Here is a 21,406-nt window from a genome sequence, read left to right on the forward strand (position 1 = left end):
GTTTATCGGCGACGTTCGTGGTTACCCCCTCACCCCACGCTCGCCGCCACCACGGCCATCACCGACAGCAGCAGCACGATCGTCACCAGTTGCAGCGAGGCGACGGGCTGGGTGCGCCAGGCCGTGATCTTGTCGGACAACGACAGATGGGCCTCGAAGAATTTCGGCTCGTAGACGGTCTTGAACAGGTGCGGGAAGCTCGGGCCGAGGGTCACGGCGAGCGTCGCGTGGGCGAGCGAGGCGAAGGCGACGAAGATGGCGACGCCGGCGTCACCGACGAGGTCGTGGTCGCCGCAGAGCTTGAGCAGGAAGGCCGATGTGGCGAAGGTCGGGAAGCTCTGCAGGCTCGCGGTCAGCGCGAGGCCTTCGAGCGCGTTGTGCAGGCGGGACTTTCTGACGGTGGCGATGGCGGCCATGGCACGTCTCCCTGATGACTTGGGGATGACGGTAGCGGCGTCTGGACAGGCGCGACGTGAGATGGATCACGCAGGCCGGCGATGCCGGCTGCGTCTCTCCCCTCCACGTTCACCCAAGCTTCGGCGCACGAGAGCGGGCCGCCTATGTTCCCGGCGCGCGGCTTTGCGGGTTCGTCCACGCGGGCTTGCACACCAAGCAGCCGAAGACGCCGCGAACCCCATGAACCGGGCATTGCGCTCGCACGTCAAAACCTCTGCAAACATCCCTGTGATCTTGCGGATTGCGCCGGCGTGAGACCACGCGCTAGGCTTGCAAAAGGCACAAGACCAAGGAGAGCGGGTGGGAATGACGGTGGAGCAGCTGAATCGCCAACGCGTCGTGCACCTGCTCGATGCCTTCGCGCGCGGCGATATCGAGACGGCGCTGGCCAGCTGCACCGACGACGTCTATTTCCTCACCCACGCCCCGATTGACGTGCTGCCACATCTGGTGCCGCGCCACGGCAAGCAGGAGCTGCGCGAGCTGTGGCAGACGGTCTGGTCGCGCTATTCGGAGGTTCGTTACAAGACGCCGCATATCGTCGCCGAGGGCGAGGCCGTCGCGACCTACATGCACGCTTTTTTCAAGAAGCGCAGCAACGACCGCATCGTGCAGTTCGACATGGCGGTGTTCTACACGTTTCGCGGCGGACTGGTGGCGGAGATGCGCGAGATCATCGATTCCTACGACCTGGTGCAGCAGGTGCTGGAACGGGAGATCGGGCCGCTGATTGCCGGGGCGGACTGAGCGCCGGGACCCGGACAATTACGGGGTTGTATTGTAAATCTCACAAAACCCGTTCAAGTGTGCATTGCGAAAACGTGAATTGCGTTTTGGCCGAAATCTGCTAATTTGTTCGTATACAAATGAGTTGAGCCCTGGCGCCTTGGTGCGCATGGGGTTGTTTGGCGTTTTTTTCCGTAAAGCCACCTTCAGGACTGCCCCAAATGACAGAGCACAGCCTCTGGCGTTTCTCGCGTGCGTTGCACCGCGCGATCAACGACCGGGATTTTAGGGATATCGAGGCCCTGATCGACGAGGACGTCGAGTGGGCGCTCTACGGCCCGATCGACATGTTTCCGTTCCTCGGCGCGCGCCAGGGCAAGGATGCCGTGCTCGACGTCATCCGCCAGCTCGCCGACAATTTCCAGGTCCGCCGCTTCGACCGCGAGAGCATCATGCTGGGCGTCGATTCCGCCGCCTCGATGGTGCGCTATTCGCTGACGGCCCTGGATTCCAACAAGCCGATCAGCCTGCGCGTGGCGCAGTTCGCCCAGTTCAAGGCCGGCAAGCTGATCAGCATGCGGGTGCTGATCGACACCTTCGACCTGGTCGAGCAGGCACTCGGCCGCGCCATTCATCTGCCGAAGATGACCAGCGTCGGCTAACGCATGATCCGGCTCCGAAGGGCCGCGTTAGCGCAAAGTGCGAAGCGGTTTTCCGAGAAGATCATGCGCAAACAACAACCTGAAGCGCGATGATGATCATCGCGCTTTAGGGGGGACGCCAACGGGCCCCGCTGTTCGGGACCGATGACGAGGCGATCGCGACGTCCTGGCCTCCAGCCCCGCCGGATGCCGTCGCATCACGAACCTGTCATCGGGCGCGCGCCTTTCGCGCGGCCCGTTGGTTCGCCTCCCCTTGCGAACCGCCACAATTCCGCAACGATAAACCGGCACTTTCAGCGCCGGAATGGCGCATGGTCATTGCGACCGCTATAGTGGGGCGGACAGCATGCGCTGGGGTTCGCGGGCAGGACGATGGAATTCTCGACAGGGTTTGGCTGGACCAGGCTGCCGTTGCTGGCGGCCGCATTCATCTTGGGCTCGGTGCTGACGTTACAGGCACAGATCATTCCGCCCTTCTCCGCACCCGCATCCGACGACGAGGCCGAGGCGGCCGAAGCCCCCGACGTCAATGATCCCGACATCATGAAGGGCATCGACGTCGACAAGCTCGACTGGAGCCAGATCGCGGTCGATGCCGGGACCGGCATCGACCCGATGGCCGCCAAGAAGCGCGCGCAGGCCGCCGCCAGGGAAGGCCTCGACTGGACGTCGAATCCCAATGCCAACGGCTCCTCGGCGGTGACCGTGAAGCAATCGGTGTCCTCGTTCTGGGATACCCGAGTCGGCGCCGACATGACGCTGGCGAGCGAGCCCAGGACGATGTCCGAGCTGCTGGCGCAGAAGGCCACCAACGGCGGCAACCTGCCGCAATCCTCGGGCAGCGCCTGGGCGACGGCAACCGCGCCGGGCGCGGGCGCGATCTGGGACAAGACCGCGGTGGAAGCCAGGGTCGATCCCGGCGCCGAGCACAGCAAGATCGGGGCGTCACTGACCAAATCGGTGCCGCTGTCGGGCGATACCTCGCTGACGCTGCAGAACGGCTACAGCGTCAACCAGCAGGGCACCAGTGCGGTCCCCGGCATCGGCGGCCACGTCACGCGCAATTACGAGACCGACCAGAGCGCCAAGGTCACCGTGACCGACACCGGCACCAGCATCGTTGCCGGCCAGACGCTGTCGACCACCGACGACAAATGGCTGCGCAAGCTCGGCGCCGAGCAGAAGCTGTTCGACAACGTCACCGTATCAGGCTCGGTCGGTGAAACCTCGCAAGGCACGCTGAACAAGAGCGTGACGGCGGGCTTCAAGAAGAGCTGGTAGTGTCTTCGCCTCTCCCCGCCTGCGGGGAGAGGCCGGAATTTGCGACAGCAAATTCCGGGTGAGGGGGACTCTCCGCGAGTCCAACTCTCACCGTGATCGCGGAAGCAGCCCCTCACCCCACCCTCTCCCCGTAAGAACGGGGCGAGGGCGTGAAACACCGGCCGACCGCGCATTCACCTCGCACGCGATTCACCCTTCCCTAACCATACGCCACGGCAAAACCCCCGAATGGTCCGGCCTTGCCGCATCTTGGCCCATTTGCGGTCAAAATCGGACGCCCTGATGCAGCCTGCCTCACAGACGTCGTCGTGCGGGGGACACTCGCGCTGCGCTCAACGCGAACAGGGGAATAACGATGAACGCCATGCGTCCCGAAAAGATCGAAGCCACCGAGACCGAGACGGTCGACACCAACCTCGCCGCCGTGACCGAGGTCGAAGCCGGCATCCGCGACTTCGTCCGCAACGACATCGCCTATCTGCGCCGTCCGGCCGCGACAACCGCCGACGCGCCGCCGCTCGACCCGAGCGCGGAAGCCACCGTCAACAACGTCAACTCGCTGATCCAGCGCGTCGCCGGCACCTCGCTCGCCGAGATCGAGAATTTGATCTCCGAGCTCGAGAGCCTGCGCGACCTGCTCCACGCCGAAGGCCAGCGCGTCCAGCGCGAGATCTCCGGCTACGCCCAGCTCAGCCAGGCCGCGATGAAATCGACCCGCATGATCGCCGACAACGTCGCGCAGTGGAAGCGCGCCGCCGACGGCCTGCGCAACAGCTGATCGCCGGCACGAACGCATCATTGGCCGCCGCGTTCCGGAAGGGAGCGCGGCGGTTTTGATTTGTTGGTGGGTCACGCAGCCGTTTCTCCAACACAGGTGTCATCACCCGCCTAGTGCGCAATTGCGCACAGGGGCGGGTGATCCAGTATTCCACCAGCGCCGGTGATTGAGTCGATAGGCCGCGGCGTACTGGATGCCCCGGACAAGCCGGGGCATGACAGCGGAGAATGTGGCGCGGCCAACGGCCACCATTGAACCCTCCGGCCCACCCCGGCGACCAACGCCAAGCGCCCGTGCAGCTACGGCCGGGCTCAGGGGACATTTCAGATGGAAAGCATTCGGCCCGACACCACGGACCCGATCCCGTTGCGGCCCGCGCCGAATCAATTCGGCACGATCATGCTGCGCTTTGTCGGGCTGCTGGCGGTTGCGATCGCCATCCTGGCGTTCGTCTATAGCCGCTGAGCTGCGGCCGGATGCCGGCCGCGATCGTTAACGAATTCTTACCGGGCCGCTTCCGCGGTCGAGGCTTCCAGCGTGTAGGCGCCATCGGCGTAGCCCTTCGCCACCATGCCCGCGACCAGCATCACGGCCAGCGTCGCGGTCGCGAAGATGAATCCAACAAATTTGAGTGCGCCGCGATCAGCCATGGTCCTCGTCCCCTGTCGTCTGCCTATTCGTTTCAAATAGACAGCGACAGGTTCATAATTAGTTAGCAACTGACTGGTTCCGCGAAACCGCTTCGCCGTAACCATGTTGCGCAGGCTTATGGCAGCCACCCGGAATCGCGTCCATAGCGCGCGGGCAACACTCGCTCGGTTTCTCCTCTCCCTCTCCCCGTTCTTACGGGGGCGCGACGAGCTTCGCTCGCGCTGAGAGGGTTGGGGTGAGGGCGTCTCTCCGTATAGGCGGCGGTCGAGAGACCTGTACCCCCTCACCCGAATTCGATCTGCGATCGAATTCGACCTCTCCCCGCAAGCGGGGAGAGGTGAAGGAACCGCGACCAGCTCGATCAATTCTAAATCACGCGCCCTTGCGCAGCGGCACGAAGGCGGAGGCGGTGATGGAATAGACCTCCTCGCCGCGCTGGTTGGTGCCGGTGGTGCGGGCCGTCAAAATGCCCCAGCCGGGACGGGAGGCGGAGGCGCGCTTGTCGATGACTTCGTTGACGTAAGCGACGGTGTCGCCGGCGAGCACCGGCCTGATCCAGCGCAGGTCGCGAAAGCCCGGCGACGGGCCCCACACCGCGACCTCCTCGCCGCGCGAGGCGGCCTCGCGTGCCAGGCGCTGGCCGTCGGCGACAAGCAGGCTCATGCAGGCCGAGCCGACATGCCAGCCCGAGGCCGCGAGCCCGCCGAACAGCGAGTTCTTGCCCTCCTCCTCGTCGAGGTGAAAGCGTTGCGGATCGAACTTGGCGGCGAAGGTCTTGATCTTTTCCGCGGTGAACGTATAGGCGCCGATCTCGCGGCGCTGACCGATCGCGATGTCTTCGAAGAACCGCATCAGGCCGCTCCCTCGCGCCGCTTGATCAGGATCGGCGAGATCATCTCGGCGAGCGCCTGCCCCGCCGCATTGCGCGCGGTGCATTTGAACTTGACGATGCCGAGCTCAGGTCGGCTCTTCGAGGCCCGCGCTTCCAGGACATCGACGTCGAGCGTGAGATCGTCGCCAGGCCGCAGTGGCGACAGCCAGCGCACCTCGTCGACGCCGGGAGATCCCAGCGACGCGGCGCGGGTGATGAAGCCGTCGGCCATCATCCGCATCATCAGCGAGCACAGGTGCCAGCCCGAACCGGACAGGCCGCGCAGCATGCTCTCAGCTGCTGCCGCCTCGTCGAGGTGCATCGGCTGCGGATCGAACTCGGCGGCAAAGGCCAATATCTCGTCGCGGGTGACGTGGCGCGGGCCGAACGTTCCGAACCGGCCAGGCGGGAAATCTTCGAAGGTCAGGGTCATCTCGGGAAAGCTTTGCGGGAATGACAGATTGTGGCCGCACTTTGCGGCAATCTCAACCCGCCGGCCCGCATGGCTCGTGCTACATACTTGAGATCGGCGTTGATTTGAGTCGGATCGATCGACGGCCGAAGCCCGATTTGAAGTCCCGATTTGCCTTGCGATTTGCCTTGGGGAGAGCAATGTTCTCATTCAGCGACCTGTTCCAGTGGGACCGCTTCATCACGCCGACGATCATCAAGACCTTCTACTGGCTGGTGATCGCGCTGATCTGCCTGTTCGGGCTCTCCGGCATCTTCTCAGGGTTGGCCGCGATGGCGATCAGCCCATTCGGCGGCTTCCTGGTGCTGCTGTCGTCGATCGCCAGCGTCGTGGTCGGCATCGTGTTCTCGCGCATCGTCGCGGAGCTGATCCTGATCGTCTTCCGCATCAACGAGCATCTCGGCGCGATCCGGGACCAGGGATCAGGGATGCGGTGATTCCCGTCATTCCGGGGCGCCTCGAAGAGGCGAGCCCGGAATCCATTGAGCCACAGAACAAGCGTATAGATGGATTCCGGGCTCGCGCTTCGCGCGCCCCGGAATGACCAGCTCCTACGTATTGAACCTGAAATGCATCACGTCGCCGTCGGCGACGACGTAGTCCTTGCCTTCGAGGCGGAGCTTGCCGGCATCGCGGGCACCGGCTTCGCCGCCGAGCGCGACGTAATCGTCATACGCGATGGTCTCGGCGCGGATAAAACCCTTCTCGAAATCGGTGTGGATCACGCCGGCCGCCGCCGGCGCCTTGGTGCCGCGATAGATGGTCCAGGCGCGCGCTTCCTTCGGGCCCACGGTGAAGTAGGTGATGAGGTCGAGCAGGGTGTAGCCGGCGCGGATCAGGCGATCGAGGCCGGCTTCTTCGAGGCCCAAGGTCTCCAGGAAGTCCGCGCGCTCGTCACGCGAGATGGTCGCGATCTCGGATTCGATCTTGGCGGAGATGACGACGGCAACTGCGCCCTCCTTCGCCGCCTGCTCCTCGACCGCCTTGGAGAAGGCGTTGCCGGTGGCGGCCGAGCCTTCCTCGACGTTGCAGACATAGAGCACGGGCTTGGACGACAGCAGGCCGAGCATCGAGAAGGCCCGCTCCTCCTCCGCCTTGCGCTCGACGAGGCGCGCGGGCTTGCCTTCGCGCAACAGCACCAGGGTGCGGTTGACGAGATCGAGCTGCTCCTTGGCGTCCTTGTCGTTGCCCTTGGCCTTCTTGGTGAGATTGTCGACGCGCTTCTCGAGGCTGTCTAGGTCGGCGAGCATCAGCTCGGTCTCGATGGTCTCGATGTCCGCGAGCGGGGCGATCTTGCCTTCGACATGGGTGATGTCGGAATCTTCAAAGCAGCGCACCACATGCGCGATGGCGTCGACCTCGCGGATATTGGCGAGGAACTGGTTGCCGAGGCCTTCGCCCTTGGAGGCGCCGCGCACGAGGCCGGCGATGTCGACGAAGGTCAGCCGGGTCGGGATGATCTGGCCCGACTTGGCGATGGCCGCGAGCTTGTCGAGCCTGGGATCGGGCACGGCGACCTCGCCGACATTCGGCTCGATGGTGCAGAACGGATAGTTCGCGGCCTGCGCCGCGGCCGTCTCGGTCAGCGCATTGAACAAGGTCGACTTGCCGACATTGGGCAATCCGACGATCCCGCATTTGAATCCCATGGTCTCTTCCAGTCTTCGCGCCGCGGGCGCGTGCGTGCGTTGAAGTCGTCATGCCCGGCCTCGTGCCGGGCATCCACGTCCTTCGCTCCGCGGAGAAAGAAAGACGTGGATGGCCGGGCATCTAGCGCAAAGACGCGCTTCGCGCTTTTGCCCGGCCATGACGGAGAGAGATCAGCTCGATTTCTCTCCGTTCTCGTCCTTGGTCAAAAACCCCTTCGCCTGCATGGCCAGATGCACCCTGTTGGCGAAGGTTGCGTCCGTGCCCTTGGCAAGCAGTGCGGCGTGCTCGGCCACCGCGTCGCAGAGCGTCGTCACCCATTCGTTGTCGGCCTTGGCGAAGTCCGACAGCACATGGCCGTGCACCAGCTCCTTGACGCCGGGATGACCGATGCCGAGGCGCACGCGGCGATAATCGTTGCCGATATGCGCCGAGATCGAGCGCAGGCCGTTGTGGCCGGCAATGCCGCCGCCGATCTTCACCCGCACCTTGCCTGGCGGCAGCTCGAGCTCGTCGTGGAACACGGTGGTGTCGCCCGCGGCGATCTTGAAGAAGCTCGCCGCTTCCTGAACGCTGCGTCCGGACTCGTTCATGTAGGTCGTGGGCTTGAGCAGGATCACGCGCTCGGGTCCGAGCGCACCTTCCGAGGTCTCGCCCTGAAAGCGGCGGCGCCACGGCGCAAAACCATGACGCCGCGCGATCTCGTCGACGGCCATGAAGCCGATATTGTGCCGGTTACGTGCGTATTTCGCGCCGGGATTGCCGAGCCCAACAAAGAGTCGCATGACGCGGCGCGCCCCCCGCTCGGCGCGCGGTCAAGGACCGCGCGCCAGCTTCGAGAGATTACTTCTTCTTGTCGCCGCCGGCGGGAGCCTTGGCAGCAGCGGCAGGAGCAGCAGCCGGAGCCGCAGCACCAGCGGCCGGAGCAGCCGCAGCGCCCGGGGCCGCACCAGCAGCGGCAGCCGCAGCAGCGGCCTTCTGCTCTTCGGCGTAACCGGACGGCGGCACGATGGTGACAAGGGTCGCGTCCTCGCGGGTCAGCGCCTTGACGCCGGCCGGCAGCTTGACGTCGGCCAGATGCAGGGAGTGACCGATCTCGAGCGCGCCGACATCGGCCTCGATATATTGCGGGATGCTCTCGACGCCGCATTCGAGCTCGATCGCGTGGGCGACGATGTTGACGGTACCGCCGCGCTTCACGCCCGGGGAGGTTTCCGCCTTCACCACGTGCAGGGGAACGCTGATGCGGATGGTGGCGCCTTCGCCCAGCCGCATGAAGTCGACATGGATCGGGAAGTCCTTGACCGGGTCGAGGTGATAGTCGCGCGGAATGACGCGGTGCTTCTTGCCCTCGAGGTCGATGTCGACCAGCGTGGTCAGGAACCGGCCGGCAAGGATGCGCTGGCGCAGTTCACGATCCTCGATCGAGATCGTCAGCGGGGGCTGGTTGTTGCCGTAGATCACTCCGGGCACTCGCCCGGCGCGACGCTCAGCCCGGGCGGCCCCCTTGCCGCTCTTCGGACGTGCGGTCGCCTTCAATTCCTTGACGGTCGTCGCCATGTCGTTAAGTCCTTGTTTTTGCAAAAGTTAATGGGCCGCAAGGCGGCCCATGGCATGGTCCACAGCAAGCCTCCAGGGGTGCGGGGGCCGCGGACGTGGCGGGCTTTTACCCGGAAGCTGCGGAAATGACAAGGAGAATAGGCTGGCACCCTCCCTTGGAGGGGGTTGGTCAGAGAGACCGCGCTTTACGACGTCGGGGTCCCCCCGAGCTTTGCCTCCAGCGCTGCGAGCCGCGCCTTCAGGGCTTCGTTCTCCTCACGCGCCAGGCGCGCCATGTCCTTGACCGCCTCGAACTCCTCGCGCTTGACGAGGTCCATGTCGCGCAGGAATTTCTCGGCCTGGCTGCGCATCACGGAATCGAACTCGCGCTTGACGCCCTGGGCAGCACCGGCGGCGTCGTTCATCAGGCGGCCGATCTCGTCGAAAAACCGGTTGTTGGTCTGGGTCATTGTGGCCTCCGATAAACTTTGCGCGAACACGCAGAATGACAATGGCAATCCGAGGGGGCCGGTTCAAGGGCGAAGCGGCGGTATCCTTGTCATGCGCCGGTTTCCTTGCAATCGTATTCAACGTCCCTGCATAAGAGGAATCACGGGGCGTCTGCCGGCGCCGACCGCCGCGATCCCGCTTGGACACAGAAGGCGCGATGCCGTTTCTGCTCATCGACTTCCCCGCCTTCAGCCCGATCGCGCTCGAGATCGGTCCGTTCGCGATCAAATGGTATGCCTTGGCCTATATCTGCGGCATCGTGTTCGGCTGGCTTTATGCCCGCGCGCTGCTGAAGAGCGAACGCCTGTGGGGCGGACCCGCGCCGATCTCGCTGCTTCAGATCGACGACTTCATCCTGTGGGTCACGCTCGGCATCATCGTGGGCGGCCGCGCCGGCTACGTGCTGTTCTACAACCTGCCCTTCTTCATCGATCATCCCGCCGCGATCTTTAAGTTGTGGGAGGGCGGGATGTCGTTCCACGGCGGCTTCCTCGGCTGCGTCGTCGCGGTGATGTGGTTCGCCTGGCGCAATGGCATCTCGATCCTGTCGCTCGGCGACATCACCACCGCGGTCGCCCCGGTCGGGCTGTTGCTCGGACGCATCGCCAATTTCATCAACGGCGAATTGTGGGGCCGCGCCACCGACCCGAACCTGCCCTGGGCGATCATCTTCCCCAACGATCCGACGCAACTGCCGCGGCATCCGAGCCAGCTCTACCAAGCCGGCATGGAGGGCATCCTGCTGTTCACGGTGCTCGCGATCATGATCCGGTTCGGTGCCTTGAAGCGCCCCGGCATGATCCTCGGCGCCTTCATCCTGGCCTATGGTCTGGCCCGCATCGCCGGCGAGCATTTCCGCGAGCCGGACGCGCAGCTCGGTTTCCTCTGGGGCGGATTAACCATGGGCATGCTGCTGTCGATCCCGATGCTTATCGTCGGCCTCATTCTTATTGTATTGGCAGTGAGGCGCGGTGCGCCGACGCCCGTCCAGGCCATTCGTTAATTCATTTCGAGAAGATCGCCGTGACCGACCAGCCGCTGCTCAACGAGATCAAGGCGCTGATCAAATCTTCCGGGCCCATGCCGGTCTGGCGGTACATGGAACTGTGCCTGATGCATCCGCGCTACGGCTATTACGTCTCGCGCGATCCGCTCGGGCGCGAGGGCGACTTCACCACGGCGCCCGAAGTCAGCCAGATGTTCGGCGAGCTGTTGGGGTTGTGGACCGCCTCGGTCTGGAAGCAGATGGGCTCGCCGCAGTTCCTTCGGCTGATCGAGCTCGGCCCCGGCCGCGGCACCATGATGGCGGATGCGCTGCGCGCGCTCCGCGTGCTGCCCCCGCTCTACCAGGCGCTCCACATCCACATGGTCGAGGTCAATCCCGTGTTGCGGGACCGGCAGAGCGCGACGCTCGCCAACGTGCGCAACATCGCCTGGCACGACAGCATCGACGAGGTGCCGGAGGGCCCCAGCATCATCCTCGCCAATGAATATTTCGACGTGCTGCCGATCCACCAGATGGTCCGGCTCGAGAACGGCTGGCACGAGCGCGTGATCGAGATCGATCCCAACGGCAAGCTTCAGTTCGGCGCGGCGCCGGAGCCGACGCCTCGCTTCGACGTGCTGCTGCCGCCCCTGGTGCGCGCCGCCCCCATCGGCGCCGTGTTCGAGTGGCGCCCCGACGGCGAGATCATGAAGCTTGCCACGCGCGTGCGCGACCAGGACGGCGCGGCGCTCATCATCGATTACGGCCACCTCCGCAGCGACGCCGGCGACACGTTCCAGGCGATTGCGCGCCACACCTTCGCCGATCCCTTGAAGGCGCCGGGCCAGGCCGACGTCACCGCCCATGTCGATTTCCAGGCGCTGGCGCGCGCGGCCGAGGATGTCGGCGCGCGCGTGCATGGGCCGGTCACGCAAGGCGACTTCCTCAAGCGGATCGGCATCGACACCCGCGCCGCCGCCTTGATGCAGAAAGCAGCGCCCGACGTCGCCACCGACATTTCGGTGGCGCTCAGGCGCCTGACCGATACCGGGCGTGGCGGCATGGGCTCGATGTTCAAGGTGCTCGGCATCTCCGAGCCGCGGCTGGCAAGCCTTGCCGGCCTCAGCGATCTCGAACAGGCAGGAGAGGCCTCATGACGATAGCTTCGTCGCTGCTGTCGGCCGTGCCCGGCCTGCGCCATGCTTTCTTCACCCGCGAGGGCGGCGTCTCCGGCGGCATCTATTCCGCGCTGAACGGCGGGCTCGGCTCCCACGACGATCAGGCCCTGGTCGCGGAGAACCGCCGCCGCATGGCCGAACATGTCGGCGTCGCGCCCGAGCGCTTCCTCAGCCTGCACCAGATCCATTCGCCCGACGTGCTCGTTGCCGAGGCATCGTGGCCGAACGGACCGCGGCCCAAAGGCGATGCGCTGGTGACGAAGACGCCAGGCATCGCGCTCGGCGTCTCCACCGCCGATTGCGGGCCGGTGCTATTCGTCGATCCCCAAGCGCGCGTGATCGGCGGCGCGCATGCGGGGTGGAAGGGCGCATTGACGGGCGTGCTGGAAGCCACCATCGCGGCGATGGAGCAGCTCGGCGCCACGCGCGGCGGCATCATCGCCGCGATCGGCCCCTTGATCCGCCAGGACAGCTACGAGGTCGGCAACGAGTTCGTGGCGCGCTTCATCGAACAGGATGCCGAGAACGCTGTGTTCTTCATCCCCTCGGTGCGCGAGGGCCACGCGATGTTCGATCTCGCCGGCTTCATCCGCAAGCGGCTGGAGGCCGCCGGCATCCTGATGATCGACGATCTCGGTCTCGATACTTACGCCGACGAGCGCTTCTTCAGCTATCGCCGTTCGGTCCATCGCAAGGAGCCGGATTACGGCCGCCACGTTCACGCGATCGCGCTGGAAGGGTGAACACAGGGGCAACCCCGTGTCATTCCGGGGCTCGCGAAGCGAGAACCCGGAATCCATCGTGCGGCAATTCACGCGGCGAAATGGATTCCGGGTTCGATGCTTGCGCATCGCCGCGGAATGACAGTGCGGATGTGTCGCGCCTGCCCTAGACCTTAATCGATTTTAACGATATCGCTGCCCTCCATAATGAGGGACGCGTCATTCATCTTCCGCCGCGCGGGTTCGCGCGTGCTGGCGGTCATGCTGCTGGCGGCGGCGGCCGCGCTGGGCGGCTGCGCCGGCGGCGGCGGCACTGCCGCCAATTCCTATGCGATGGCGCCGAGCGCCGGCAGCGGGGCCACTATCGCCTTCGAATCGATCGACGGGCCACCGCCGCAAGTGTTCGACCGCATGGTCGGCGTGCTCGACAGCGAATCCAAGCTGCGCAGCCTGTCCGTGGTCTCCCGCGAAGGTACGGCTGCCTATCGCGTGCGCAGCTACCTCTCCGCCCAGGTGGTGCGCGGCAAGACCGTGATCGCCTGGGTCTGGGACGTCTACGACGCCAACCAGCAGCGCGCGCTGCGTCTCTCCGGCGAGGAACCGACCTCGGCCAAGGGCGGGCGCGACGCGTGGTTGGCTGCCGACGACCTCGTGCTGCGGAAGATCGCCCAGGCCGGATTCAGCGGACTTTCCAACATGATCAACGGAACGCCGGATGCACCCGGCGCGGCTCCGGCATTGCGCGGACCGGCGGTGGCCAGCGTCGTCAAGGACGCTCCCGCGCCGGACATGCCGGCATCAGCGCTCGGCTATGCCGAGCAATAACCCCCGCTAAACCACGGCCTCAACTTGCGGCCAAGCCGTTGGCCCGACTCAGGATTTTCGAAGGGAAAACGTAGCATCCCGGGTTGCCATCGCGGCCTTCCGCCTGATATTTCCTCGCCCGTCGTAACCGTGCTGCCAGCGGGTATTCTCAGATGTTGAAGGTCGTATCCAGCAAAGCGCGGGAGGAAGCGTCCATGTCGGCCAAAAACGGCTCCATCAAGCTCGTCGCCGGCAACTCCAATCCGGCCCTCGCCCAGGCGATCGCGCAAGGGCTCGACCTGCCGCTGACCAAGGCGGTGGTGCGGCGCTTCGCCGACATGGAGATCTTCGTCGAGATCCAGGAGAACGTCCGCGGCTCGGATGCCTTCGTCATCCAGTCGACCTCGTTCCCCGCCAACGACCATCTGATGGAATTGCTCATCATCACCGACGCGCTGCGCCGCTCCTCGGCGCGCCGCATCACCGCAGTGCTGCCCTATTTCGGCTACGCCAGGCAGGACCGTAAATCAGGCTCGCGCACGCCGATCTCGGCCAAGCTCGTCGCCAACATGATCACGCAGGCCGGCGTCGACCGCGTCATGACGCTCGACCTGCATGCCGGCCAGATCCAGGGCTTCTTCGACATCCCGACCGACAACCTGTTCGCCGCGCCGCTGATGGTGCGCGACATCAAGGACAAGTTCGACCTGACCAAGACGATGGTGGTCTCGCCCGACGTCGGCGGCGTCGCCCGCGCGCGCGGCCTCGCCAAGCGCATCAACACCCCGCTCGCGATCGTCGACAAGCGCCGCGAGCGCCCGGGTGAATCCGAGGTCATGAACGTGATCGGCGACGTCTCCGGCCACACCTGCATCCTCGTCGACGACATCGTCGATTCCGGCGGCACGCTGGTGAACGCGGCCGATGCGCTGCTCGCCAAGGGCGCCAAGGACGTCTACGCCTACATCACCCACGGCGTGCTCTCCGGCGGCGCGGCGGCGCGCATCGCCGGCTCCAGGCTGAAGGAGCTGGTGATCACCGATTCGATCCTGCCGACCGACGCGGTGACCAAGGCGCCGAACATCCGCACCCTGCCGATCGCCAGCCTGATCTCGGATGCGATCGCGCGCACGGCGGCGGAAGAATCGGTGTCGAGCCTGTTCGATTGATTTTCTTCTTCGCCTCTCCCCGCGTGCGGGGAGAGGCCGGATTGCATCGCAGATGCAATCCGGGTGAGGGGGGCTCTCCGCGAGTCCAACTCTCACCGTCCCCGCGGAGACTCCCCCTCACCCCACCCTCTCCCCGCAAGCGGGGCGAGGGAGTGCACGGTCCTTCCGGCCCTTACTACCCCACGATCCCCGCTGCGACCTGGCCGCGCAGGCGCTCCAGGCCGTGCAACGTCTCCGCGCAGGCGGTCGCGACCTCGACGCCCTTGATCGCAAAGTGCTTGCGGAAGAAATCGTAGTGCACCTCGGTCTCGTGGAATTGCTGCGGCGTCAGCACGGCCGAGAACACCGGCACCTCCGTGCGCAGCTGCACGTCCATCAGCGCCTTGATCACGGTGTCGGCGACGAATTCGTGGCGGTAGATGCCGCCGTCGACGACGAGACCGGCCGCGACGATCGCGGTGTAGCGCCGCGTCTTGGCGAGGACCTGCGCGTGCAGCGGGATCTCGAACGAGCCCGGCACCTCGAACACGTCGACATGGGTGAGGTGGCGGGCTTCCGCCTCCTTCATGAAGGCGATGCGGGCTTCCGCGACCACGTCGCGGTGCCAGCAGGCCTGCACGAAGGCCACCCGCTGCGGCTTCGCGAAACGCGGATGCGCAGGGGCCGAATCCACGGGAACCGGCGGCGGCGTTTGGGACGTTTCGTTTTGGGGGTCTTGCAGCATCTGATTCATGGCTTTCCTCGGTTTAAGGACCAGAATCAGGGCACACGGAACGACAAACAGCCGCACCTTGCGATGCGTCTGCCAGCGACCGTTCTCTTTCATCCGGACTTTAACCGTCGGCTTCGGAGTTGCACCGAATCTGCTGACCCTTCCGTTCGGGATAGCCCTCGCGGAAGGCGCTCGCGGGCTTGGGCCGTTCGGCCCTTACCGCCGGTGGGGACTTTCACCCCGCCCTGAGAACGCGAGCATTTTTCCGACAAAGTGGGAACCGGTTTGTCGAAGAAAAATGCTCAGATTTAAGATTGCGCGTATTCTGGTCGCAAAACCGGTACCCACTTTTGCGGAATACGCGCAGCCGTCCGGGATGAACGGCCTATCAGGAAATATGCCGCCGCCGGGCAGTCGCGGCAAGCATGTTCCGCATGGGCCAAGCGCATGGTCCCATGCCCGCACGGCGGTCCGGCCCTCGCCTCACGGAATTTGCGGCGAGCTTTTTTGCCGAATCCGATTCCGGTTTGTTCTCGTCCGTTAAGAATTGTGGCGGAGATGAGCTGTGGACGAACGAGTCCTGGCTTGTGGACGGACTCGCGACCCCGTTGCGCAGATTCCGCAAATCACATCACTTGATCCGCGACAGGCCTGCGCTGATCCGAGGGATCGCAACAGCGACTCCGAGGGGATTGCAAAGGCTGATCCGAGGGACGCCGCAGCGACGTTTAGGGAGTGCGCGCCGGGCCCAACCGCGTGCGTATCAAAGACAACAAGAAGGCAAGAGGTCGAGACGGCATGTCCCTGCTCGAAGGCACTATCGATTCCAGAAACCATCCGCTCGCGGTGGTCGAGGACATCGCCGCCAGCAACAACTGGCCGTTCGAACGCTCCGGCGAGGACGAGCTCACGATTGTCTCCAAGGGACAATGGACCGACTACCAGCTCTCCTTCACCTGGATGGGCGAGATCGAGGCGCTGCATCTGGCCTGCGCCTTCGACATGAAGATTCCGCCCGCGCGCCGCGGCGAGGTGCAGCGGCTCGTTGCCGCCGTGAACGAACAGCTGTGGGTCGGCCATTTCGACCTGTGGACCACCACCGGCATGGTGATGCACCGCCAGGCCCTGGTGCTGCCGGGCGGCCTCACCGCCTCGCCGGCGCAATGCGAGGTCATGCTTGCCGGCGCCATTCATGCCTGCGAGCGCTACTTCCCCGCGTTCCAGTTCGTGGTGTGGGCCGGCAAGAGCACGGCGGAGGCGATGGACGCGGCAATGTTCGATACGGTGGGCGAGGCGTAGGGCCTCCCAAGGCGCGAGGGCGGCAGCTCCCTCCCCACGTCATCCCGGACAAGCGCGCCCAAAGCGCGGGCAGATCCGGGATCCAGACCGCGTGATTTCGCTTGTGGCACAACGCTTGTTGCTCTGCCCTCCGTCCATTAGAACGGCCTGTGGTTATGGGTCCCCGCCTTGGCGGGGACGACACCGACTATTTGGCGACACCGATGGCGAACAGCACCCTCCAAAACGTCACCGGCACCATCCTGCTCGCCGGCGCCGGCAAGATGGGCGGCGCGATGCTGACCGGATGGCTTTCGGGCGGGCTCGATCCGCGCCGCGTCGCGGTGATCGAGCCGCACATTGCGCCCGAGATCTCCGCGCTGGCCGCCAAGGGCGTCGTGCTCAATCCTGATGTAAGCGCCGCCGGCGCCGTCGAGACGCTGGTCGTGGCGGTGAAGCCGCAGATGTTCCGCGAGGCCGGCGCCAAGCTGAAGTCGTTCGTCTCGGACCAGACGTCGGTGGTCTCGATCATGGCGGGCACCACGATCGCCTCGCTCCAAGAGGTCTGTGGCGGCGCCGTGGTGCGCGCGATGCCGAACACGCCGGCCGCGATCGGCCGCGGCATCACCGTCGCTGTTGCCGCGAACAACGTCAGCGCCGCGCAGCGCGCGGTGGCGGATGCGCTGCTGCGCGCCACCGGCGCGGTCGAATGGGTCGAGGACGAAGGCTTGATGGATGCGGTCACCGCCGTGTCCGGCTCGGGCCCGGCCTATGTGTTCCTGCTCGCCGAAGAGCTCGCCCGCGCCGGCGTCGAAGCGGGATTGCCGGAGGCGCTGGCGACCAAGCTCGCCCGCGAGACCGTCGCCGGCTCCGGCGAGCTGCTGCACCAGTCGGAGCTGCCGTCCAGCGCCCTGCGCCAGAACGTCACCTCGCCCGGCGGCACCACGGCCGCCGCGCTCAGTGTGCTGATGGGCGAGCCGGGCCTGCGCGATCTCATGGTCCGCGCCATCGCCGCGGCCACGCAGCGGTCGAAGGAATTGGCGAAGTAGACGGATCAGAGCGCTTCGGCGGCCGAATGCGCGGCGATCCCGGTCGTTGCCGATACGGAGAGCAATCGTGAACCTCTACGCGAAACTTCTCGAACGACAGGCCGAGCGGCGCCCCATCAAAATCGGACTGATCGGGGCGGGCAAGTTCGGCGCAATGTATCTCCATCAAGTCCTGCGTACGCCGGGCGTCCATCTCGTTGGAATTGCTGACCTGTCCCCATCGCGTGCCCGCGAAAACCTGTACCGGGTGGGGTGGCGCCCGGAGCAGTTCGCCGCGACCTCACTCGGGGATGCTCTCAAGTACGGCACGACCTTCCTGACCGACGACTGGGAAGCGCTTGTGAAGTGCGAAGGCATCGAGGTGATCGCAGAGTGCACCGGCAATCCTGTCGCGGCGGTCGAGCACTGCCTCGGCGCCTTTTCTGCAGGCAAGGCCGTCATCAACGTGACCGTCGAAGCCGACGCCTTCTGCGGACCGATCCTCGCGCAGAGAGCCAGGCAGGCCGGCGTGATCTACAGCCTGGCCTATGGCGATCAGCCGGCTCTCGCTTGCGACCTCGTAGATTGGGCGAGGGCCTGCGGTTTTCCCGTCGTGGCAGCGGGCCGCGGCCACAAATGGCTGCCGCATTACCGGGAATCGACGCCCGAAACGGTCTGGGACCACTGGGGATTGTCTGCAGAGCAAGCTGCGCGCGGGGGCATGAATCCAAAAATGTTCAACGCGTTCCTCGACGGCTCCAAGCCTGCGATTGAATCTGCCGCGATCGCGAACGCAACCGGCCTGGAGGCGCCCTCGCATGGCCTTGCATTCCCACCGGGATCGGTCGACGACATCCCCACGCTGATGCGCCCCCGTTCGGAGGGCGGCATCCTGGAATCCAAGGGCCAGGTCGAGGTCGTATCCTGCCTGACGGCCGAAGGCAGACCCATCCCCAACGACATCCGCAAGGGCGTGTGGGTCTGTTTCGAAGGCGACAGCGATTACATCCGCCACTGTTTCCAGGAATACAGCGTCGTCACCGATCCGAGCGGTCGTTACATGAGCTCCTACAAGAAGTGGCATCTCATAGGGCTGGAGCTTGGAATTTCAGTTGCCTCGATCGCTCTGCGCAATGAGGCGACAGGCGTCGCCACGACGTTCAACGCCGATGTTGCTGCCACAGCCAAGAAGGACTTGCGCGAGGGAGACATGCTCGACGGAGAAGGCGGCTACACCGTCTTCGGCAAACTGACGCCCGCCAGCATCTCCCTTGAAAAGCGCTATCTGCCACTCGGGCTTGCGCACAATGTGCGATTGACCAAGGCGGTAGCCAAAGACACCTGCATCACCTGGGCGGATGTGGCGATTGACGAGAGGCTGTCTGCCGTGCGTCTCCGCAGGGAGCAGGAAACGTCGTATTCGTCTCCAAAAGCGCGGAAGGTGGATTAGGCGAAATCCACAGCCGCGTTAAGCCCCGAGCCGCTTGTTGAACATCTCGACATTGACGAGCCCGCGGGCGTGGCGGCCTTCGCCGAGCTTGCGCGGGCCCTCGAATGCCTCAACCTCGAAGCGAATGACGCGGCGCTCGACCGCGACCACCTTTGCAGTGGTCCGCACGGTCGCACCGACGAGCGCGGCGGCAAGATGGCGGATGTCGACCTCGGTACCGACAGTGACCCAGCCCGGCTGAAGCGCTGAGCGGATCGCATCACCCGATGCCATCTCCATCTCCAGGATCATCATCGGCGTCGCGTAGACAAAAGGCATGCCTGACACGAAATGCCCGACGGTGCGCTCCACCGGGACCACCAGCGTGCGCTCGGCGCTCATGCCTGTTGTGATGAAGTCGCGTGCGTCCATGGACCCCTCACACTCAGTGTCGTCCCGGACAAGCGCGCCTTAAGCGCGCGCCGATCCGGGACCCATAACCACAGGATCAAGTTTGGCGAAGGCTCGGAGTTACCAGCTGGCCCAATACCACTCCCTGTGGTTATGGATCCCCGCCTTCGCGGGGACGACAGCGGTGAATGCAGAACCGTCGACCGCTACTTCTTCGCCGCCGCCGCACGCTCCACGAAGGTCTTGCCGCCCTTCATCTTGTGACGGAGCGGGGCTTCGTTGATCTGGATGACGACGGCATCGGCATCGACGCCGAGATTCTTCACCAGCGCCTGGGTGATGTCGCGCATCATGCCGGCCTTCTGCTCGTCGGTACGGCCTTCGGCCATGCTGATGGTGATCTCAGGCATTGTTCTCTCCCTGCTGCTGTCGTCATGGCAGGGCTTGTCCCGGCCATCCACGTTCTCTTCTATCAAACAAGACGTGGATGCCCGGGACAAGCCCGGGCATGACGCGGCCTGCGAATAGCTAGCCCCACTTCACGTCATGGCGGCCCAGGACCTCGCGCACTTTTGCGACGAGATCGGCTTCGCTGCACGAGAACTGCGCCGGCCGGGTCTCGCGCCATTCCTGGTTGGAGGCGATCGCAGCGGCCGCCTTGGCGCCCTCGATCAGGTCCTTGACCTGCACTTCGCCGCGCGCCTTTTCATCCGAGCCCTGGATGATGACGCAAGGTGAGTTGCGGCGATCGGCATATTTGAGCTGGTTGCCCATGTTCTTCGGGTTGCCCAGATAGAGCTCGGCGCGGATGCCCGCGGTACGCAAGCTCGCGACCATCTTCTGGTAGTCGGCCACGCGGTCGCGGTCGAACACGGTGACGACGACCGGGCCGAATTCGGGCCGCGTGTCGAGCTTGCCGAGCAGCGTCAGCGCGGCCTGCAGCCGCGACACGCCGATCGAGAATCCGGTTGCGGGCACCGGCTCGCCGCGGAAGCGCGAGACGAGGCCGTCATAACGCCCGCCGCCGCCGACCGAGCCAAAGCGCACCGGGCGGCCCTTCTCGTCCTTGGTGTCGAGCAGCAGTTCGACCTCGTAGACGGGGCCGGTGTAATATTCGAGGCCGCGCACGACGGACGGATCGATCTTGATGCGATCGGCACCATAGCCTGCTGCAATAACGAGCTTTGCAATCTCGCCTAACTCATCGAGTCCAGTTCCAAGAAGACCTTTGCCTTCCATGGCAGAGTAGCGCTGGGGCAGTTCGCCGATTAACTGGTTGTGCCATGCGCCGTCGGGAAGTTGTTCGAACTTGAACCGGAATTGCAAGCTCTGACGAATGGCCTCGATCTGGTCAGAGTCCAACCCAGCGCCTCTGGTAAAGTCACCGCTCGGATCTTTTCTTCCAGGACCAAGCAGCTTTTCTATCTCAGCCCACTCGAACTTGTCGGCCTTATCAATAGCTCTTAGAACGGTGAGGCGTCGGCCGGAATTCTCGTCTCCGCCGAGACCAATGATTTCCATCACGCCGTCCAGCACCTTGCGGTTGTTCACCTTCACCACATACTGGCCGCGCGCGATGCCGAGCGCCTCCATCGTGTCCGCCGCCATCATGCAGATCTCGGCGTCCGCCGCCGGCGTCGCCGAGCCGACCGTGTCGGCATCGAACTGCATGAACTGGCGGAAGCGGCCGGGGCCGGGCTTCTCGTTGCGGAAGACGTAGCCAACGCGGTAGCTGCGATAGGGCAGCACCAGACCGTCGGTGCCGTAGCGCTCACCGACGTAGCGGGCCAGCGGCGCAGTGAGATCGTAGCGCAAGCTGATCCATTGCTCGTCGTCGTCCTGGAACGAGAACACGCCCTCGTTCGGACGATCTTGGTCCGGCAGGAATTTGCCGAGCGCGTCGGTATATTCCATCGCCGGCGTCTCCACCGGCTCGAAACCGTAGAGCTCGTAGACGGCGCGGATCTTCTCGACCATCTCGCGCGTCGCCCGGATCGCGGCAGGGTCGCGATCCTCGAGCCCGCGCGGCAGGCGCGCCTTCAGTTTCTGGGGTTTTTTGGGTTTCTCGGCCATGCGCGGCGTTTACCAGCCGGGGCG

General features: G+C 65.0%; 26 protein-coding genes and 1 riboswitch. Of the genes, 14 read left to right on the forward strand and 12 right to left on the reverse strand.

Annotated features, from left to right (window positions below; genetic code table 11):
- Positions 1-29: 29 nt before the first annotated feature.
- Complete coding sequence (locus ACTEK7_RS24430) at positions 30-416, reverse strand: hypothetical protein (protein ID WP_225147379.1); 387 nt, start codon at positions 414-416, stop codon at positions 30-32.
- A gap of 346 nt (positions 417-762) precedes the next feature.
- Here ACTEK7_RS24430 and ACTEK7_RS24435 point away from each other — a divergent pair, with 346 nt between their 5' ends.
- The 5 genes from ACTEK7_RS24435 to ACTEK7_RS24455 all read left to right on the forward strand — a co-directional run bounded on the left by ACTEK7_RS24435 (position 763) and on the right by ACTEK7_RS24455 (position 4,368).
- Positions 763-1,203, forward strand: coding sequence for a nuclear transport factor 2 family protein (locus tag ACTEK7_RS24435; protein WP_225140462.1), 441 nt, complete (start codon positions 763-765; stop codon positions 1,201-1,203).
- A 200-nt stretch (positions 1,204-1,403) separates the two neighbouring features.
- Complete coding sequence (locus ACTEK7_RS24440; RefSeq protein WP_109145308.1) at positions 1,404-1,844, forward strand: nuclear transport factor 2 family protein; 441 nt, start codon at positions 1,404-1,406, stop codon at positions 1,842-1,844.
- A gap of 372 nt (positions 1,845-2,216) precedes the next feature.
- The gene (locus ACTEK7_RS24445; protein WP_225147378.1) at positions 2,217-3,125 is read left to right on the forward strand and encodes a hypothetical protein; all 909 of its coding nucleotides are present in this window, start codon (positions 2,217-2,219) and stop codon (positions 3,123-3,125) included.
- Positions 3,126-3,480: 355 nt separating this feature from the next.
- A complete protein-coding gene (locus ACTEK7_RS24450; RefSeq protein ID WP_036040066.1) occupies positions 3,481-3,903 on the forward strand; it encodes a hypothetical protein in 423 nt (140 codons plus the stop codon).
- A gap of 327 nt (positions 3,904-4,230) precedes the next feature.
- On the forward strand, positions 4,231-4,368 hold the full coding sequence (locus ACTEK7_RS24455; RefSeq protein WP_007614812.1) for a hypothetical protein: 138 nt from the start codon (positions 4,231-4,233) through the stop codon (positions 4,366-4,368).
- A gap of 38 nt (positions 4,369-4,406) precedes the next feature.
- Here ACTEK7_RS24455 and ACTEK7_RS24460 read toward each other — a convergent pair whose 3' ends face one another.
- From ACTEK7_RS24460 to ACTEK7_RS24470, 3 genes are all read right to left on the reverse strand, one after another.
- Positions 4,407-4,553, reverse strand: a complete 147-nt coding sequence (locus ACTEK7_RS24460) for a hypothetical protein (protein ID WP_036009412.1) — start codon at positions 4,551-4,553, stop codon at positions 4,407-4,409.
- Positions 4,554-4,926: 373 nt separating this feature from the next.
- Positions 4,927-5,406, reverse strand: a complete 480-nt coding sequence (locus tag ACTEK7_RS24465; protein WP_225147377.1) for a MaoC family dehydratase — start codon at positions 5,404-5,406, stop codon at positions 4,927-4,929.
- Positions 5,406-5,858: a MaoC family dehydratase gene (locus ACTEK7_RS24470; protein ID WP_057027688.1), complete on the reverse strand. Its 453-nt coding sequence runs from the start codon at positions 5,856-5,858 to the stop codon at positions 5,406-5,408. The genes ACTEK7_RS24465 and ACTEK7_RS24470 overlap by 1 nt, the downstream gene beginning before the upstream one ends.
- Before the next feature lie 179 nt (positions 5,859-6,037).
- On the opposite strand from ACTEK7_RS24470, the gene ACTEK7_RS24475 reads away from it, so the two are divergent.
- Complete coding sequence (locus ACTEK7_RS24475) at positions 6,038-6,334, forward strand: DUF4282 domain-containing protein (RefSeq protein ID WP_028134403.1); 297 nt, start codon at positions 6,038-6,040, stop codon at positions 6,332-6,334.
- A gap of 114 nt (positions 6,335-6,448) precedes the next feature.
- On the opposite strand, the gene ychF is transcribed toward ACTEK7_RS24475, so the two are convergent.
- From ychF to ACTEK7_RS24495, 4 genes are all read right to left on the reverse strand, one after another.
- Positions 6,449-7,546 (reverse strand): redox-regulated ATPase YchF, encoded by a 1,098-nt coding sequence (ychF, locus tag ACTEK7_RS24480; protein ID WP_036009406.1) that lies wholly within the window; start codon positions 7,544-7,546, stop codon positions 6,449-6,451.
- A gap of 171 nt (positions 7,547-7,717) precedes the next feature.
- Complete coding sequence (pth, locus tag ACTEK7_RS24485) at positions 7,718-8,329, reverse strand: aminoacyl-tRNA hydrolase (RefSeq protein WP_225147376.1); 612 nt, start codon at positions 8,327-8,329, stop codon at positions 7,718-7,720.
- Between the two features lie 58 nt (positions 8,330-8,387).
- Complete coding sequence (locus ACTEK7_RS24490; protein ID WP_225115004.1) at positions 8,388-9,104, reverse strand: 50S ribosomal protein L25/general stress protein Ctc; 717 nt, start codon at positions 9,102-9,104, stop codon at positions 8,388-8,390.
- Positions 9,105-9,289: 185 nt separating this feature from the next.
- Positions 9,290-9,553 (reverse strand): accessory factor UbiK family protein, encoded by a 264-nt coding sequence (locus ACTEK7_RS24495; RefSeq protein WP_057027684.1) that lies wholly within the window; start codon positions 9,551-9,553, stop codon positions 9,290-9,292.
- Positions 9,554-9,750: 197 nt separating this feature from the next.
- Here ACTEK7_RS24495 and lgt point away from each other — a divergent pair, with 197 nt between their 5' ends.
- The 5 genes from lgt to ACTEK7_RS24520 all read left to right on the forward strand — a co-directional run bounded on the left by lgt (position 9,751) and on the right by ACTEK7_RS24520 (position 14,451).
- Positions 9,751-10,596 carry a prolipoprotein diacylglyceryl transferase gene (lgt, locus tag ACTEK7_RS24500; RefSeq protein ID WP_225147375.1) on the forward strand — a complete coding sequence of 282 codons (846 nt, stop codon included), beginning with the start codon at positions 9,751-9,753 and terminating at the stop codon, positions 10,594-10,596.
- A 20-nt stretch (positions 10,597-10,616) separates the two neighbouring features.
- The gene (locus ACTEK7_RS24505; protein WP_225147374.1) at positions 10,617-11,735 is read left to right on the forward strand and encodes a class I SAM-dependent methyltransferase; all 1,119 of its coding nucleotides are present in this window, start codon (positions 10,617-10,619) and stop codon (positions 11,733-11,735) included.
- Positions 11,732-12,499, forward strand: a complete 768-nt coding sequence (pgeF, locus tag ACTEK7_RS24510) for a peptidoglycan editing factor PgeF (RefSeq protein WP_225147373.1) — start codon at positions 11,732-11,734, stop codon at positions 12,497-12,499. Before ACTEK7_RS24505 ends, pgeF begins: the two co-directional genes overlap by 4 nt.
- A gap of 186 nt (positions 12,500-12,685) precedes the next feature.
- The gene (locus ACTEK7_RS24515) at positions 12,686-13,303 is read left to right on the forward strand and encodes a hypothetical protein (protein ID WP_225147372.1); all 618 of its coding nucleotides are present in this window, start codon (positions 12,686-12,688) and stop codon (positions 13,301-13,303) included.
- A gap of 194 nt (positions 13,304-13,497) precedes the next feature.
- The gene (locus ACTEK7_RS24520) at positions 13,498-14,451 is read left to right on the forward strand and encodes a ribose-phosphate pyrophosphokinase (RefSeq protein ID WP_036009398.1); all 954 of its coding nucleotides are present in this window, start codon (positions 13,498-13,500) and stop codon (positions 14,449-14,451) included.
- 175 nt (positions 14,452-14,626) lie between these two features.
- On the opposite strand, the gene ACTEK7_RS24525 is transcribed toward ACTEK7_RS24520, so the two are convergent.
- On the reverse strand, positions 14,627-15,184 hold the full coding sequence (locus ACTEK7_RS24525; RefSeq protein WP_225147371.1) for a 6,7-dimethyl-8-ribityllumazine synthase: 558 nt from the start codon (positions 15,182-15,184) through the stop codon (positions 14,627-14,629).
- 77 nt (positions 15,185-15,261) lie between these two features.
- Positions 15,262-15,420: riboswitch (FMN riboswitch) on the reverse strand.
- 541 nt (positions 15,421-15,961) lie between these two features.
- On the opposite strand from ACTEK7_RS24525, the gene ACTEK7_RS24530 reads away from it, so the two are divergent.
- From ACTEK7_RS24530 to ACTEK7_RS24540, 3 genes are all read left to right on the forward strand, one after another.
- Entirely contained in the window at positions 15,962-16,462 is a 501-nt protein-coding gene (locus tag ACTEK7_RS24530; RefSeq protein ID WP_036009392.1) for a type III secretion system chaperone family protein, read from the forward strand.
- 203 nt (positions 16,463-16,665) lie between these two features.
- Positions 16,666-17,490, forward strand: coding sequence for a pyrroline-5-carboxylate reductase (gene proC, locus ACTEK7_RS24535; protein WP_225147370.1), 825 nt, complete (start codon positions 16,666-16,668; stop codon positions 17,488-17,490).
- Positions 17,491-17,557: 67 nt separating this feature from the next.
- On the forward strand, positions 17,558-18,919 hold the full coding sequence (locus ACTEK7_RS24540) for an NAD(P)H-dependent oxidoreductase (RefSeq protein ID WP_225147369.1): 1,362 nt from the start codon (positions 17,558-17,560) through the stop codon (positions 18,917-18,919).
- 18 nt (positions 18,920-18,937) lie between these two features.
- On the opposite strand, the gene ACTEK7_RS24545 is transcribed toward ACTEK7_RS24540, so the two are convergent.
- The 3 genes from ACTEK7_RS24545 to hisS all read right to left on the reverse strand — a co-directional run bounded on the left by ACTEK7_RS24545 (position 18,938) and on the right by hisS (position 21,382).
- The gene (locus ACTEK7_RS24545) at positions 18,938-19,330 is read right to left on the reverse strand and encodes a thioesterase family protein (protein ID WP_036009365.1); all 393 of its coding nucleotides are present in this window, start codon (positions 19,328-19,330) and stop codon (positions 18,938-18,940) included.
- Positions 19,331-19,515: 185 nt separating this feature from the next.
- The gene (locus ACTEK7_RS24550; protein ID WP_345944115.1) at positions 19,516-19,770 is read right to left on the reverse strand and encodes a tautomerase family protein; all 255 of its coding nucleotides are present in this window, start codon (positions 19,768-19,770) and stop codon (positions 19,516-19,518) included.
- A 67-nt stretch (positions 19,771-19,837) separates the two neighbouring features.
- Positions 19,838-21,382: a histidine--tRNA ligase gene (gene hisS, locus ACTEK7_RS24555; RefSeq protein WP_225147368.1), complete on the reverse strand. Its 1,545-nt coding sequence runs from the start codon at positions 21,380-21,382 to the stop codon at positions 19,838-19,840.
- Positions 21,383-21,406 lie beyond the last annotated feature (24 nt).

It is taken from the genome of Bradyrhizobium sp. JHI2711, assembly GCF_056156565.1.

Coding starts and splice junctions, on each gene's coding strand:
- pgeF (WP_225147373.1), top strand. CDS start 11,732: ATGACGATAGCTTCGTCGCTGCTGTCGGCCGTGCCCGGCCTGCGCCAT.
- ACTEK7_RS24520 (WP_036009398.1), top strand. CDS start 13,498: ATGTCGGCCAAAAACGGCTCCATCAAGCTCGTCGCCGGCAACTCCAAT.
- ACTEK7_RS24450 (WP_036040066.1), top strand. CDS start 3,481: ATGAACGCCATGCGTCCCGAAAAGATCGAAGCCACCGAGACCGAGACG.
- ACTEK7_RS24465 (WP_225147377.1), bottom strand. CDS start 5,406: ATGCGGTTCTTCGAAGACATCGCGATCGGTCAGCGCCGCGAGATCGGC.
- ACTEK7_RS24515 (WP_225147372.1), top strand. CDS start 12,686: ATGAGGGACGCGTCATTCATCTTCCGCCGCGCGGGTTCGCGCGTGCTG.
- lgt (WP_225147375.1), top strand. CDS start 9,751: ATGCCGTTTCTGCTCATCGACTTCCCCGCCTTCAGCCCGATCGCGCTC.
- hisS (WP_225147368.1), bottom strand. CDS start 21,382: ATGGCCGAGAAACCCAAAAAACCCCAGAAACTGAAGGCGCGCCTGCCG.
- ACTEK7_RS24490 (WP_225115004.1), bottom strand. CDS start 9,104: ATGGCGACGACCGTCAAGGAATTGAAGGCGACCGCACGTCCGAAGAGC.
- ACTEK7_RS24530 (WP_036009392.1), top strand. CDS start 15,962: ATGTCCCTGCTCGAAGGCACTATCGATTCCAGAAACCATCCGCTCGCG.
- ACTEK7_RS24435 (WP_225140462.1), top strand. CDS start 763: ATGACGGTGGAGCAGCTGAATCGCCAACGCGTCGTGCACCTGCTCGAT.
- ACTEK7_RS24460 (WP_036009412.1), bottom strand. CDS start 4,553: ATGGCTGATCGCGGCGCACTCAAATTTGTTGGATTCATCTTCGCGACC.
- ACTEK7_RS24430 (WP_225147379.1), bottom strand. CDS start 416: ATGGCCGCCATCGCCACCGTCAGAAAGTCCCGCCTGCACAACGCGCTC.
- ACTEK7_RS24455 (WP_007614812.1), top strand. CDS start 4,231: ATGGAAAGCATTCGGCCCGACACCACGGACCCGATCCCGTTGCGGCCC.
- ACTEK7_RS24470 (WP_057027688.1), bottom strand. CDS start 5,858: ATGACCCTGACCTTCGAAGATTTCCCGCCTGGCCGGTTCGGAACGTTC.
- proC (WP_225147370.1), top strand. CDS start 16,666: ATGGCGAACAGCACCCTCCAAAACGTCACCGGCACCATCCTGCTCGCC.
- pth (WP_225147376.1), bottom strand. CDS start 8,329: ATGCGACTCTTTGTTGGGCTCGGCAATCCCGGCGCGAAATACGCACGT.
- ACTEK7_RS24545 (WP_036009365.1), bottom strand. CDS start 19,330: ATGGACGCACGCGACTTCATCACAACAGGCATGAGCGCCGAGCGCACG.
- ACTEK7_RS24495 (WP_057027684.1), bottom strand. CDS start 9,553: ATGACCCAGACCAACAACCGGTTTTTCGACGAGATCGGCCGCCTGATG.
- ychF (WP_036009406.1), bottom strand. CDS start 7,546: ATGGGATTCAAATGCGGGATCGTCGGATTGCCCAATGTCGGCAAGTCG.
- ACTEK7_RS24440 (WP_109145308.1), top strand. CDS start 1,404: ATGACAGAGCACAGCCTCTGGCGTTTCTCGCGTGCGTTGCACCGCGCG.
- ACTEK7_RS24475 (WP_028134403.1), top strand. CDS start 6,038: ATGTTCTCATTCAGCGACCTGTTCCAGTGGGACCGCTTCATCACGCCG.
- ACTEK7_RS24445 (WP_225147378.1), top strand. CDS start 2,217: ATGGAATTCTCGACAGGGTTTGGCTGGACCAGGCTGCCGTTGCTGGCG.
- ACTEK7_RS24525 (WP_225147371.1), bottom strand. CDS start 15,184: ATGAATCAGATGCTGCAAGACCCCCAAAACGAAACGTCCCAAACGCCG.